Origin of the sequence: uncultured Thomasclavelia sp. (genome assembly GCF_944324745.1) — a bacterium.
Classification (GTDB): domain Bacteria; phylum Bacillota_I; class Bacilli_A; order Erysipelotrichales; family Coprobacillaceae; genus Thomasclavelia.
The window spans coordinates 1-14,483 of record NZ_CALUXO010000036.1; the positions used below are offsets into that span (position 1 = coordinate 1).

At 32.2% G+C, this 14,483-nt stretch carries 13 protein-coding genes; 11 read left to right on the plus strand and 2 right to left on the minus strand.

Annotated features, from left to right (window positions below):
• Nucleotides 1-1,153 (minus strand): glycoside hydrolase family 1 protein (locus Q0K54_RS03750; RefSeq protein WP_294578522.1); only part of this gene is annotated, 1,153 nt, incomplete at its 3' end.
• A gap of 247 nt (nucleotides 1,154-1,400) precedes the next feature.
• Here Q0K54_RS03750 and Q0K54_RS03755 point away from each other — a divergent pair.
• Together Q0K54_RS03755 and Q0K54_RS03760 are read left to right on the plus strand one after the other, a co-directional pair.
• The gene (locus Q0K54_RS03755) at nucleotides 1,401-1,607 is read left to right on the plus strand and encodes a hypothetical protein (protein WP_294578523.1); all 207 of its coding nucleotides are present in this window, start codon (nucleotides 1,401-1,403) and stop codon (nucleotides 1,605-1,607) included.
• Between the two features lie 13 nt (nucleotides 1,608-1,620).
• The gene (locus Q0K54_RS03760) at nucleotides 1,621-1,836 is read left to right on the plus strand and encodes a DUF3850 domain-containing protein (protein WP_294578524.1); all 216 of its coding nucleotides are present in this window, start codon (nucleotides 1,621-1,623) and stop codon (nucleotides 1,834-1,836) included.
• Between the two features lie 7 nt (nucleotides 1,837-1,843).
• Here the strand turns inward: Q0K54_RS03760 and Q0K54_RS03765 are convergent, their stop codons facing one another.
• Nucleotides 1,844-3,697: an ABC-F family ATP-binding cassette domain-containing protein gene (locus tag Q0K54_RS03765; protein ID WP_294578525.1), complete on the minus strand. Its 1,854-nt coding sequence runs from the start codon at nucleotides 3,695-3,697 to the stop codon at nucleotides 1,844-1,846.
• A 399-nt stretch (nucleotides 3,698-4,096) separates the two neighbouring features.
• Between Q0K54_RS03765 and Q0K54_RS03770 the strand changes: the two genes are divergently transcribed.
• The 9 genes from Q0K54_RS03770 to Q0K54_RS03810 all read left to right on the plus strand — a co-directional run bounded on the left by Q0K54_RS03770 (nucleotide 4,097) and on the right by Q0K54_RS03810 (nucleotide 14,354).
• Nucleotides 4,097-5,683 (plus strand): ABC transporter substrate-binding protein, encoded by a 1,587-nt coding sequence (locus tag Q0K54_RS03770; RefSeq protein ID WP_294578526.1) that lies wholly within the window; start codon nucleotides 4,097-4,099, stop codon nucleotides 5,681-5,683.
• 66 nt (nucleotides 5,684-5,749) lie between these two features.
• On the plus strand, nucleotides 5,750-6,685 hold the full coding sequence (locus Q0K54_RS03775; protein ID WP_294578527.1) for an ABC transporter permease: 936 nt from the start codon (nucleotides 5,750-5,752) through the stop codon (nucleotides 6,683-6,685).
• A gap of 1 nt (nucleotide 6,686) precedes the next feature.
• Nucleotides 6,687-7,553 (plus strand): ABC transporter permease, encoded by an 867-nt coding sequence (locus tag Q0K54_RS03780; RefSeq protein ID WP_294578528.1) that lies wholly within the window; start codon nucleotides 6,687-6,689, stop codon nucleotides 7,551-7,553.
• Between the two features lie 11 nt (nucleotides 7,554-7,564).
• The gene (locus Q0K54_RS03785) at nucleotides 7,565-8,560 is read left to right on the plus strand and encodes an ABC transporter ATP-binding protein (protein WP_294578529.1); all 996 of its coding nucleotides are present in this window, start codon (nucleotides 7,565-7,567) and stop codon (nucleotides 8,558-8,560) included.
• The gene (locus Q0K54_RS03790) at nucleotides 8,560-9,549 is read left to right on the plus strand and encodes an ABC transporter ATP-binding protein (RefSeq protein WP_294578530.1); all 990 of its coding nucleotides are present in this window, start codon (nucleotides 8,560-8,562) and stop codon (nucleotides 9,547-9,549) included. The genes Q0K54_RS03785 and Q0K54_RS03790 overlap by 1 nt, the downstream gene beginning before the upstream one ends.
• 24 nt (nucleotides 9,550-9,573) lie before the next feature.
• Nucleotides 9,574-10,614: a M42 family metallopeptidase gene (locus Q0K54_RS03795; RefSeq protein WP_294578531.1), complete on the plus strand. Its 1,041-nt coding sequence runs from the start codon at nucleotides 9,574-9,576 to the stop codon at nucleotides 10,612-10,614.
• Between the two features lie 120 nt (nucleotides 10,615-10,734).
• Nucleotides 10,735-12,660, plus strand: a complete 1,926-nt coding sequence (locus Q0K54_RS03800) for an aconitate hydratase (RefSeq protein WP_294578532.1) — start codon at nucleotides 10,735-10,737, stop codon at nucleotides 12,658-12,660.
• Nucleotides 12,660-13,655 carry an isocitrate/isopropylmalate dehydrogenase family protein gene (locus Q0K54_RS03805; RefSeq protein ID WP_294578533.1) on the plus strand — a complete coding sequence of 332 codons (996 nt, stop codon included), beginning with the start codon at nucleotides 12,660-12,662 and terminating at the stop codon, nucleotides 13,653-13,655. The genes Q0K54_RS03800 and Q0K54_RS03805 overlap by 1 nt, the downstream gene beginning before the upstream one ends.
• Nucleotides 13,656-13,658: 3 nt before the next feature.
• Nucleotides 13,659-14,354, plus strand: coding sequence for a GntR family transcriptional regulator (locus Q0K54_RS03810; protein ID WP_294578534.1), 696 nt, complete (start codon nucleotides 13,659-13,661; stop codon nucleotides 14,352-14,354).
• The last annotated feature ends 129 nt before the right edge of the window (nucleotides 14,355-14,483 follow it).

The following is a 14,483-nucleotide window of genomic DNA, read 5'->3' on the forward strand; positions in this document are numbered from 1 at the left end:
CTTTACCATCTTCAGTTAATTTATCATAAGCTCCTAAACCATTTTCAGTAACGATCATTGGTAAGCGATAACGAGAATACATTTCTCTCATAGTTGCTCTAAATCCAACTGGGTCAATTTCCCAACCAAATTCAGTTGTAGGTAAGTTAGGGTTTTTATATCCACGATAAACACCAGCTTCACCACGAGCAGTTTGTTGATCAGCACCTGGATCCATTTCTTCAGTTCCATCACTAGCTTCACAAGTAGCTGTATTATAATAGTTGAATCCAATAAAGTCAGGATGTCCATTTGCCAATGCTTCAGCATCACCAGGAGCAAAAGTAGGACAAGCATCATGTTCTTCTAAATAAGACCATACTAAGTTATTATATTTTCCAAATACTGCCATGTCTAAATATAACCAGTTTCTAATTGCGTTATAGTTTTGAGCTGCTAAAACATCTTCTGGTTTACAAGATGCTGGATATACTAGTGAAATATTTGGAGCTGGTCCAATTTTAGCACCAGGTAACATTTCATGACATAATGCCATAGCTTTAGCTTGAGCTACTAACATATGATGGTTTTGTTGATAAACTTCTTTAGTAACATTTTCACATCCTTCAGGGATAGTTAAAGTACCGATAACTGGTCCAACTAATGTTAACATGTTTTGTTCATTGATCGTTAACCAGTATTTTACTCGATCACCGAAGTTTTCAAACATAACTTTAGCAAAGTTTACAAACCAGTCTACTGATTCAGGGTTAGACCAGCTTCCTCTTTCATCTAATGCAGCAGGCATATCGAAGTGGAACATCGTAACTAATGGTTCAATGTTATATTTTAAACATTCATTAATTACATTATTATAGAATTCGATTCCTTTAGGATTCACTTCACCAGTTCCTTGAGGCAGGATTCTAGTCCAAGCAATAGAAAAACGGTAAGTTTTAAATCCCATTTCCGCCATTAAAGCAATATCTTCTTTATAACGATGATAATGATCAGCGCAAACAGTTAAATCTGAAGTTCCTTCAGGTACCTTTTTAACATCTTGGCATGATGGTCCTTTTCCATCTTCTAGGTTAGCTCCTTCTACTTGATAAGCTGAAGTTGATGCACCCCATAAAAAGTCCTTAGGGAATGGTTTTAATTTTTTGTGTAACATCTTATATATTCTCCTCCTTGTAAGCACGGTTTAATTATACTGATTTTTATTTCAATTGAAACCGTTTTACATTATTTGAAAAATAATTATCAAAAAAATTAAAAAAAACAGGTTTTAAAAGAAATTTATCGCCACTACTTAATTAGACAAATTACTAAAGATGAAATAGTTATACTATTTTAAGCATAATTTAAATGCAACTGCATATATTTAATTGCTGTTTAGATATATAAAGGAGGCCGATTTGATGTTTATTAAACCATTATTTTTGTTGTTATCGATTGACTTAGGATTATTGGCAATAACTTTGACAATTAAATTTTTTCTTTATCCTGGGATACTTTGGATAATAAACAAGAAAAGCAAGCGAGCCAAAAATAAACTGGAAAAAACGATCGAAATAAAAATTGAAAAAGATATATCTAAACCAAATAAATTAGTATTAAAAGAATGAAGGGAGTTTTATTATGTGTGAATTACAGGTTAAACCACAATATTTTGATAAAATCTGTAACGGTAGAATAAAGCATTTAATTGTTTGCAAAGAAACAGGAATTCAAGTAGGTGATCAAATATTTCTGTTAAGTAATGATAACCGTTGTCTAGTTCAGGTAGAGTATGTTGATTGTGAGGGATCACAAAATGAAGAAGATTATTGTATCTTAGGCGTAAAGACAATATAAAAAGCCCTTATTGCAGGGCTTCCCATTGTTCTAGTAAATCATTTAACTGGTTTTCTAATTCAGTAATCTGATCATTTATTTGATTATATTTTTGATAATCATTAACTACTTCATCACTATGAAGTTCATTAGTTAAATCTTTAATTTGTTGTTCCAAAGTAGAAATTTGATTTTCTACTTTTTTGATTTTATTTTGATGTTTACGATTTAAAGCATTTTGTTCCTTCATGCTTAAGTAAGCACTATTATCCTTTTTAGGAGTTTTAACATTGATTTTATGGTCAATGTATAAATCATAATTACCATTATAACTGATTGCTTCATTATTAGTAAGTTCAATTACTCTAGTAGCTACTTTATTAATAAAATAGCGGTCATGACTAATAAAGAAAATCGTTCCTTCAAACTGATTTAAAGCATCTTCCAAAACTTCTTTAGAAGCAATATCCAGATGGTTAGTTGGTTCATCAAGAATTAAGAAATTGGCTTGTTGTAATAAGATGATAGTTAAGACCACCCGTCCTTTTTCACCACCGGATAGTAATGAGATTTCTTTAAAAACATCTTCACCTTTAAAATTAAATAACGCTAAACTATTTCTAATTTCAGTATTGGTCATATTAGGAAAGTTATCACTAATTTCATCAAATATTGTTTTGTTCATTGATAACGTACTATGTTCCTGGTCATAGTAGGCGACATCAACTTTACTACCAAATTTGATTTTTCCAAGATAAGGAGTTATCTGATTTAAAATAGTTTTAAATAGCGTTGTTTTACCAATACCATTATCGCCAATTAAAGCTACACGTTCTTGTTTTTTGATATCAATATTAATATTTTGAAATAAAATTTCATCAAATTTTACCGCTAAATTTTCAATTTTTAAAACATCAAATCCAGATTCTCTTTTGGGTTTAAAATTAATTGTAATAGTATCTGGCAGATTTTCAGGCTTATCGATTAATTGCATTTTAGCCAGTTGCTTTTCTTTAGATTCAGCTCGTTTAACTTGTTTTTCACGATTGTATGATTTTAAAGTATCGATACTCTCTTGAATTCGTTTTATTTCTTTTTGTTGATTTAAATAATGTTTTAAATCAATAGCTCGCTGTTGCTTTTTTAAAATCGAATATTGTTCATATTTACAGTTATAGCTTTTAGATTTTCCATTTTCAATTTCTACAATTTTATTTGATACTTGATCAATTAAGTAGCGGTCGTGACTGACAACGATAATAGCATATGGATAACTTTTTAAATATCCTTCTAAAAAGTTGATTGCACTATTATCTAAGTGATTGGTTGGTTCATCTAACAGTAATAATTTAGGTTCTTGCAATAAAATTTTTGCTAAAGCTAACCGTGTTTTTTGACCACCCGATAAAATTTTGACAGGTTCATCAAATTCACTTTCATCAAAACCTAACCCCTTTAAAACCCCAGTTATTTTGCTTGGATAACTATAACCATTTTGATCACTGAATTGTTGCGATAATTGATCATATTCATCTAGAACTTGTTTACTATGATCATCAGCCATAAGTATTTCTAGTTCCCGAAGTCTTTTTTCAATTCTTTGTAAGGGTTTAAACACTTCTAAGGCGGTTTCATAAATTGTTTTATTGACATCTAAATCATGCTGTTGCTTTAAATAGCCTAAAGTCAGATCTTTACTGCAAAATAAATTACCACTGTCATAGTCCTCTTCACCAGCAATTATTTTTAAAATCGTCGTCTTACCAGCGCCGTTAACGCCAATAATAGCTATTTTATCATGATTTTCAATTTTAAATGAAATGTCTTTTAATAAAGGTACTCCCAGAAATGATTTAGCTATATTTGAACATTCAATTAACATTTTCATCACCGTAAGCCATTTTATCATATTTTAAGCTATATTTATAGTTAACTTTCGTTTCTAGTTAGAGTATTTATCATTTATTAGATGAATTTTTTGGTAGATGAGTATCTTGTAATTATATTTTAAGATTCTTTTTAGGAAAATAATAATTTTTTAGTTATTATTTTGTTTTTTAGACACATAAATATCGTATTTTCACAAATTTGTATACATAAATACAATAAATCTTGCAACATTTGGCACAGTTTGCTATAATGTGTTGGTATTATTGAAAAGCTACACTAATTATCAAATTAATAGAGCCTAATTATTTGTAATGAATGATTATATGATGATGTGTAAATTTTACTTTAATATTAAAAAGGAAAATGGTTAAAAATTAACGGGAGGTTTTTTATGAAAGGTTTAAAAAAAGCTCTATCAGCTCTTGCTGTTTTTGCCATGGCGGTATCGCTAGTTGGTTGCGGTGGTGGAAGCAGTGACAGCAGTGGAGAAAAAGTATTTCGTTTTGGACAATCTAATCCTAAAGTTGGGTTAGATATGCAAACTAATTCTAACTCCGGAGCGTCATCAGTCGCTGATAACGTTGTAGAAAGTTTAATGCGCTGGAATGATGATAATGAAGAAGAATGTGTATTGATTACTGATTTTCCAACAGTATCAGAAGATGGTCTTACATATTCATTTGAATTAAAAGAAGGAGTTAAATTCAGTGATGGAACTGATTTAACAGCAGAAGATGTTAAATATACATTTGAAAGAATGTTTAAACCAGAAACTGGATCTACAAATACATATATGTATGATATGATTCAAGGAGCTAGCGAAATGTTAGCTGGTGAAGCAACAGAATTATCTGGTCTTCAAATTCAAGATGATTATCACTTTACTATTACACTAACTTATAAATTTGCTCCATTTATTGCTAATTTAGGTATGGATTATGCTTCTATTTATCCAAGTGAAGCTTGTGAAGCAGCTGGCGATCAATGGGGTAGAGGTACTAATTTAGTTGGTACTGGTCCATATGTAATCGTTGAAAACGATGAAGCAACTAAAGTTGTTATGGAACCTAATGAAAATTATCATATGGGTACTCCAAACTTAGATCGTTTAGAAATTCTTTACATTGATGATGTAAGTACAAAAATGATGGAATATGAACAAGGTAATATTGATATGTGTGATCTAAGCAGTCAATTATTAGATCAATATCAAGATAGCGATATTGCTGATGAAATTACTCAAATTACACCATTAGGTACATATTTCATGTCAGTTAAGGTTACTGATCCTGCTTTAGATAATGTAGCAGTCAGAGAAGCAATTTCTTTATGTATCAACCGTGAAGAATTATGTGAAACAGTATTAAATGGTGCGGCAGAACCAGCTTCATCATTCTTAAACCCAGGAGTACCTGGTCATGATGATAGCTTAGATACATATGAATATAATGTTGAAAAAGCTAAACAAGTATTAGCTGATGCTGGATTATCAAATGTTGAATTCACAGCAAAAGTTAGAGCTACTGAAGAAAAAGTAGCTACTGCAATTCAAGCTTATGTCAAAGAAGCCGGAATTACAATGAATGTTGAAGTTATCGATAATGGGGTATGGAGTTCTTCTCGTAGCGAAGGAAGCTTACAAGCTACAATCGTTGGATGGTTCCCATTATATGCTGATGCCGATAATCAAATGTATACATATTATTATTCAGAAAATGCTGTTGGAAAAGGAGTATTCTACAATAATCCTGAATTCGATGCATTGATGACAGAAGCTCGTCAAACTGTTGATGATGATGCTAAACGTGAAGAATTATATAAACAAGCTGATTACATTTTATCACGTGAAGATTATGCAACTATTCCACTTTATTATCCAAAATTACAATTTGTTGCAAAACCATATGTAAAAAATGCTAAATTAGGTAACTTGATTTATCATTTATACAATATCGATATTGATTTAGATAAAAAATAATTTAAATAAAGGCTCAGGATATGGAATGCTTCTTGCATTCCATATTCGTTAGTAAGGAGGAAAACTATGGGGAAATATTTACTAAAAAGAGTAATACAGGCCATTGGTGTAATTTTCTGTATCTCTTTAATTACATTTTTCGTTTTAAATATTGTTCCAGGTAACCCGGTTGAAATCATGCTTGGCGAACAAGCCGATCAGGCAACAATTGCCCGTGTCACTCATGAAATGGGATTAGATCAGCCAATTTTAACCCAATATATAAATTGGCTTACAAATATGTTAACTGGTGATTTTGGTACTTCTTATTTTCAAAATCGTCCAGTAATCGATATTTTAACATCTACTTTTGCAGTAACTGCTAAATTAGCTGGAGTTGCTTATGTAATTGCAGTTGTTTTAGGAGTTGGTATTGGTGTTATTGCTGCTGTTAATCGTGGAAAATGGATCGATTCATTATTAATGACTATTTCAGTTATTGGAATTTCAGCACCAGCTTTCTGGGTAGCTATCATTCTTCAGATAGTCATATGTTTGAAATTTAATCTGCTGCCACTTTCTGGTATTGCTAGTTTTTCATCGTTTATATTGCCAGGAATCGCTCTGGGAACTCGGTATGCTGCTAGTATTGCCAGAATTACGAGAACTAGTATGCTTGAAGTTTTATCACAAGATTACATTAGAACTGCTCAAGCTAAAGGTTTAAAACATTGGACAGTTATTATTAAACATGCATTAAGAAATGCCTTAATTCCAATTATTACTATTGCTGGAACTGACTTAGGAAATATTTTAACTGGATCTGTTTTAGTAGAATCAGTATTTTCAATTCCAGGAATTGGAAAAATGTTAGTTGATAGTATTAACACACGTGATTTGCCAATTGTTCAAGGTGGCGTTATGTACATTGCGATTATCTGTGTTATTATGTATCTAGTTGTTGATATTTTATACACAGTTGCTGATCCTCGTATTAGATTAGGAAAGGAGACTGAGGAATAAAATGTTTAAGAAAAAGAATAAAACATATCATAGTTATTGGTCTATTAGCTGGAATATTTTTAAAAAGAATAAAGTTGCTATGGTTTGTTTAGGAATTGTTATTATTTTATGTTTAGTAGCTTTATTTGCACCTTGGATTGCCCCTTATGATCCAGATGCTCAAGTGTTAACTGACCGTTTATTACCACCTAGTAGTACTCATTGGTTTGGAACTGATGATTTAGGTCGTGATATTTTTTCTAGAGTTGTCTATGGTTGTCGTATTTCTTTAAGTGTTGGAATTGTTTCACAAATAATTGCTACAGTCATTGGATATACAATGGGTGTCTGTGCTGGATATTTTGGTGGTAAAGTTGATGCAGTTATTTCATTTATCATCCAAGTATTCTCATCATTTCCATTCTTATTATTTGCCATTGCCATTATGTTCGTTTTAGGACCAGGGTTAGTAAACTTATATATCGCCCTTGGTTTATTAGGATGGGCTTCAACGGCTCGTTTAATTCGTGGTGATGTTATGCGATTAAAGAAAATGGAATATATTGATGCTTGTAAAATCAGTGGTGGTAGCAGCTTTAAAATCATCATGAAACACTTATTACCAAACTGTTTATCAACATTGATCGTAACTATTACTTTAGGTATTCCAAGTGCTATTATGTCAGAAGCGTCATTAAGCTTTTTAGGTTTAGGAGTTCGTCCACCAATGTCAAGTTGGGGATCAATGATTAGTTTTTCACAACCATATATTAGAAGTGCTACTTATTATAGTGTAATCCCTGGATTAGCAATTATTATTACGGTTTTAGCTTTTAATATGTTAGGTGATGGATTACGTGATGCATTAGACCCTAAATTAAGATCGTAAGAGGTGAAAGTATGAGTGAAAATAATGAATTATTAAAAGTCAATGATTTAGGTATCACTTTCTTTACTGATCGTGGTGCACTGCCAGCTGTTCAGGAAGTAAGCTTTACTGTTCATACTGGTGAAACTTTAGGGGTAGTTGGTGAATCTGGTTGTGGTAAAAGTATGACTGCTTTATCATTGATGCAGTTGATTCCTTCACCACCAGGAAAAATTACTTCAGGTGAAATTGTTTATAAAGGTGAAGATCTTTTGAAAAAATCACCAAAACAAATGCAAGATATCCGTGGTAAAGAAATCTCAATGATTTTTCAGGAACCAATGACATCATTAAATCCGGTTGTCACAGTTGGAAAACAAATTATGGAAGCAATCTTAACTCATGAAAAGATTTCTAAACAAGAGGCTAAAGAGCGAGCTTTGGAAATGATCAAATTAGTTGGGATTCCAATGCCTGAAAAAGTTTTTGCTTCTTGTCCTCATCAATTATCAGGTGGAATGCGTCAAAGAATTATGATTGCAATGGCGTTATCTTGTAAACCATCTTTATTGATTTGTGACGAACCTACTACTGCTTTGGATGTAACGATCCAAGCGCAAATTTTAAAATTAATCAATCGTTTAAAACATGAAATGAACTCAGCAGTACTATTAATTACTCATGATATGGGAGTAATTTCTGAAATGGCTGATAATGTTATAGTTATGTATGCTGGTAAGATTGTTGAATACACTAGTGTCAAAGATTTATTTAAAAATCCACAGCATCCATATACAATTGGTTTAATGCGTTCAATTCCTGATATTGATTCTGATGATGATGCACCATTAGAAGTAATTCCTGGATCAGTACCAATGTTGTATGAATTACCTGAAGGTTGCTTCTTTGCCCCAAGATGTAAGTATGCTAAGGATATTTGTCATAAAAAATGTCCGGCTATGTTGGATACTGGTGAAGGACATTTAGTTCGTTGTTGGAAATATCATGAAGAATGGGAGGATAAATAATGGAAAATAATAATGATGTATTATTAAAAGTAGAGCATTTAAAAAAACATTATCCAATAAAATCATCTTCATTAAAACGTTCTAAAGGTGTTGTTAAAGCAGTAGATGATATTAGTTTTGAGGTAAAAGTTGGAGAAACTTTTGGAATCGTAGGAGAATCTGGATGTGGTAAATCAACTATGGGTAAAAGTGTTATCCGTTTAATTGAACCGACATCTGGTAAAATCATTCTTGATGGTCAGGATTTTGGCTCTTTAAAAGGAAAAGATTTAAAGAAGGCCCGTGAAAAAATAAAACTAATCTTCCAAGATCCATATGCATCTTTAAATCCAAGAATGACAGTTAAAGACATTATTGGGGAACCAATTGATATTGCTAAAGTATATAAAACTAAAAAAGAACGCGATGATCGTATTATTGAGGTAATGAAAGAAGTTGGTTTGAACTTAGATTACTTGTATCGTTATCCTCATGAATTTTCTGGTGGACAACGTCAAAGAATTGGGATTGCTCGAGCAATAGCTTTGCAGCCTAAATTAATTATTTGTGATGAACCAGTTTCAGCTTTGGATGTTTCAATTCAAGCTAAGATCATCAACTTATTAAAAGAATTACAACAAAATTTAGGAATTGCCTATATCTTTATTTCTCACGATCTAAGTGTTGTTAAGCATATTGCTGATCGAGTTGGAGTTATGTATTTAGGAAATATGATGGAAATGGCTGATAAACATAGCTTATATAAAAATCCACTTCATCCATATACTCAAGCATTATTTTCAGCAATTCCTAAAATTTCTGAAGAAAGAATTGATGATAAAGAAGTATTAGGTGGTGACGTACCTAGTCCGGCGAATCCACCAAAGGGATGTCGCTTTGTCACTAGATGTCCTCGTGCTATGGAAATCTGCCATGCGGTTCGCCCAGATTTAGTTGAAGTCGAACCAGGACATATGTGTGCTTGTCATTTATATAATAAAGAAAAATAAAAGTAGTAAAGAGGTATTATTAAAATGGAAATTTCAGTTAATCGAGAAAGACTTATAAAATATTGTCAAGATTTTATCGCGGTACCAAGTCCGGTCAGTTATTATGAAGAAATTCATCCTTTTTTAGAAGCAGAAGCTACTAAATTAGGATGTAAAGTAACTTATGATCGTAAAAGAACTGGGTATATTACTTTAGAAGGTGAAGATAATTCTAAAACAGTTTGTATGGGAGCTCATTTAGATACAATTGGTTTAGTTATCCGTCATATTACTGATGAAGGTCATTTAGAAGTTCGTCAATTAGGTGGTATTAATTATTCTAGTATTGAAGGTGAAGGGGTTACTATTCATACTCGTGATGGGCGCAGTTATCGTGGAATGGTAATTTGTAAATCACATTCAGTTCATGTTTTTGATGATGCTAGAACGGCACCTCGTGATGAATTACATATGGAAGTTATTCTTCATGAAGATGTTAAATCTAAAGAAGATGTTATGAATTTAGGAATTGATCATGGTGATGTTATCTCAATCGATCCTCATTTTGAATATACACCTTCAGGATATGTTAAATCTCGTTTTATTGATGATAAAGCTTCAGCTGCCGCTTTATTTGAAATGATTAATTATTTAAAAGAAAATAATTTAAAACCAAAATATAAAACTTTATTAGCTTTCCCATTGTATGAAGAAATTGGTCATGGTGGTGCTTATGTTCCTGAAGAAGTTAGTGAATATGTAGCATTAGATATCGGGTTGATTGGTCCTGATTATCATGGTAATGAAACAACAGTTAGTATTTGTGCTAAAGACAATTATTCTCCATATGATCGTGGTTTAACAAACAGAATTATTTCTCAAGCTAAAAAAGCTAATTTGAATTATTGTGTCGATGTTTTCTATCGTTATGGTACTGATGCCAATGCTGCAATTAGAGCTGGTAATAATGTTTATGCTGCTGCATTTGGAATGGCCGTAATTAATACTCATGGTATGGAAAGATGCCATGTAAGTGCTATCGAGGAAACTGCTAAATTAGCAATTGCCTATGCTTTAGATATATAGGGGAAATTCCCCTATTTTTCTTTGTTGTTTTAATCTTAATTTTTTGTTTAAAGGGTTGTAATAACAAATGTTTTTTTGTATAATTGTATGCAACATTGAATGATTGGGGGTATAATCGTTATGGGTATGAATCTAGCATACAAAATTTTAAGTAATAAATTAAAAGATGGTAAATTAGTTCCAGGGACTCAAATTGGGATTCAAATCGATCAAACATTGACACAAGATTCCACAGGAACCATGGCTTACTTACAATTAGAAGCTATGAATATAAAACATGTTGCTGTCGAAACAGCTGTTGCTTATATTGATCATAACATGTTACAGACGGGATTTGAAAACATGGATGATCATGAATTCATTCGCAGTGTAGCAAAAAAGCACGGAATTATTTTTTCTAAACCTGGTAATGGAGTTTGCCATCAGTTGCAATTAGAAAACTTTGCTAAACCTGGGAAAACTTTAGTTGGTTCGGATTCACATACACCAACATGTGGGGCAATGGGAATGATTGCCATTGGTGCCGGTGGTTTAGATGTTGCCGTTGCGATGGCAATTGGTAAATATTATTTACAATGTCCTAGTGTTGTTAAAGTTAACTTAATTGGGACTAAAGCACCTTGGGTTAGTGCTAAGGATATTATTCTTTATATTTTACAACAACTAACTGTTAAAGGTGGTGTTAATAAAATTATCGAATATACTGGTGAAGGTATTAGTTCTTTATCATTAACTGAAAGAGCTACGATCTGTAATATGGGGGCAGAACTTGGAGCAACTACTTCAATTTTCCCAACAGATGAAAGAACTAAAGAATACCTATTACAACAAGGTCGTGAAGAAGATTATATTGAAATGAAGGCTGATGAAGATGCCAGCTACGATCAAGAATTAACAGTAGATTTAAGTACATTGGTTCCAATGACCGCTAAACCACATAGTCCTGATGCGGTAGTCCCAGTTAAAGATTTAGAGGGAATGAAAATTAATCAGGTCGTAATTGGAAGCTGTACAAATTCTTCATTTGCCGATATGATGAAAGCGGCTAAGATTTTAAAAGGGAGAAAGGTTGCTGATCATGTATCATTAGTCATTGCACCAGGGTCTAGTTCTATTTTAGCAATGTTATCACAAAATGGAGCTTTAGCTGATATGGTTCACGCCGGAGCTAGAATTTTAGAGTGTGGTTGTGGCCCTTGTATTGGAATGGGACAAGCACCACTTTCAAAAGGTGTTTCTTTAAGAACAATCAATCGTAATTTTAAAGGACGTTCAGGAACTAATGATGCTAGTGTTTACCTAGTTTCACCAGAGATTGCTGCTTTAAGTGCCATTAAAGGATATTTATCACAAGAATTTGAAGATGATATGTATTTAGCTGATGTACCAAGTACACCATTTATTAAAAATAGTAATTTCTTTATTAATGAATATGATGAAAATAATGAGGTTTATATGGGACCTAATATTAAACCAGTGCCTCGTGGCGATAAGATTACTGATGAAATTAGTGGTAAGGTTGTATTAAAAGTTGGTGACAATATTTCTACAGATCATATTGTTCCTTCTGATAGTAAATTATTACCATATCGTTCTAATGTTCCTCATTTAGCTAAATATTCATTTAGTAAAGTTGATCCGGAATTCTATGATCGAGCAATTAAAAACCATGGTGGTTTTATTGTCGGTGGTGATAATTATGGTCAAGGAAGTTCGAGAGAACATGCGGCTTTGGTACCAAATTATTTAAAAATTAAAGCGATTTTTGCAGTATCATTTGCTAGAATTCATCGCTCTAACTTAATTAATAATGGAATTTTACCACTAGTTATTGAAGCTAAAGATCAAGATTTCTTTAATGATCAAGATAATTATAAAATTGTTAATATTAAAGAAGCTATTGCTAATGGTGGTAATGTCAAAGTTATCAATGAAACAACTAATGAAGCAATTGAAGCCACATTAACTTTATCACCTCGGGAAAAAGTGATGATCAATTATGGTGGTTTATTAAACGCAATTAAAGAATTAGGTGGTGATTTTTAATGAAAGCAGTTTTAATTCCTGGAGATGGAATTGGAAAAGAAATATCAAAAAGTGTAGTTGCGGTTAGTGAAGCAATGAATTTAGACCTGGAATGGGTAGAATATCAAGCTGGCGCTGAATATGCTGCAAATACTAAGGAAGTATTTGAACCAGGATTGGTTGAGGCAATCAAAGAATATAAATGGGCTTTAAAAGGACCTACGGCAACACCAATTGGTACAGGATTTCGTAGCGTTAACGTAGCTCTAAGACAACAATTTGCTACATATGCTAATGTTCGTCCTATTAAATCATTTAAGGGAATTGATTCTCGATATGAAAATATTGATTTAGTCATTATTCGTGAAAATACTGAAGATTTATATAAAGGAATTGAATATATGATTTCTCCAGATATCGCTAATGGAGTTAAATTAATAACTCGTAAAGCTAGTGAGAAAATCTGTCGTTATGCTTTTGAGTATGCTAGAAATAATGGCCGTAAAAAAGTAACTGCGGTTCATAAAGCAAATATCATGAAGTATACTGATGGTCTATTTTTAGAGGCATATCGTGATGTCGCTAAAGATTATCCAGAAATTGAAACTCAGGAAGTAATAGTTGATAATATGTGTATGCAACTAGTTATTCGTCCAGAAACATTTGATGTTTTAGTAGCACCAAATTTATATGGTGATATTGTATCTGATTTATGTGCCGGATTAGTTGGTGGCCTTGGTTTTGCACCAAGTGGTAATATTGGTGATGAATATCGAATTTATGAAGCGGTTCATGGTAGTGCACCGGATATTGCTGGTCAAGGAATTGCTAATCCAAGCGCTTTATTATTAGCATTTGCCTTAATGTTAGAGGCATTAGGAAAATTAGATAAAGCTAATCAATTACGGGATGCATTAGCTAAAGTCGTAGCCAAAGGAGAAGTAGTAACTCCTGATATTGGTGGTAAAGCAACAACCAAACAGTTTACCGAAGCTATTATTAAAGAGTTAGGTTAAAATATGCCAAAGAATTTATTAGAAAGTGCATCTCATGGATCCTTGGGTAATAAAATCTTTAATGTCTTACGTGATAAGATATTAAATGAAGAATATACTAAGGGACAAAAACTTAATGAAGTTGCTTTAGCGCGCCAATTAAATATTTCCCGTACGCCGATTAGAGAAGCTTTAAAACAATTGGAATTGGAAGGTTTAGTTAAAAGTATTCCTAATAAAGGAGTTTATGTTCTTGGTTTTTCACACCGCGATATTGATGATATGCTGGAAATTCGCTATGCTTTAGAAGGTCTGGCAATTCAACTAGCAATCGAACGGATTGATGATGAACATTTAGAACAAATTAAAGAAGCTTATGATCTAATGGAATTTTATGCTAATAAAAATGATCAGGAAAAATTCAATGAAATGAATATTGCTTTTCATGAAGCGATTTATTGCAGTACGCAATCAAAATATTTTGAACAATTATTATCAGATATCAATTACTATATTCATGTTACATCAAGACATTCAATTAGACAGCCAGATCGTTTAGTATCGGCAGCTCAAGAGCATCGTGAAATTTACGAAGCGATTTTAGCTCGTGATAAAGATTTGGCTAAAGAAAAAATTCAACAACATATTCGCAAAACGCAAATGTTAGTTCGTAATTATTATGAAAATAAAGCTAAAGAAGAACAAAATGAAGAAGCCTAAGTGCCAATGTCATTAAGTTAAGATTTTAATGACAATCGATGGTTATATTGCAAATATGCCCTCTCTTTTTTATAAAATTTTTATCATTTTTAAAAGAAAAATATTGACATTGCAACGATAGTGTGCGGC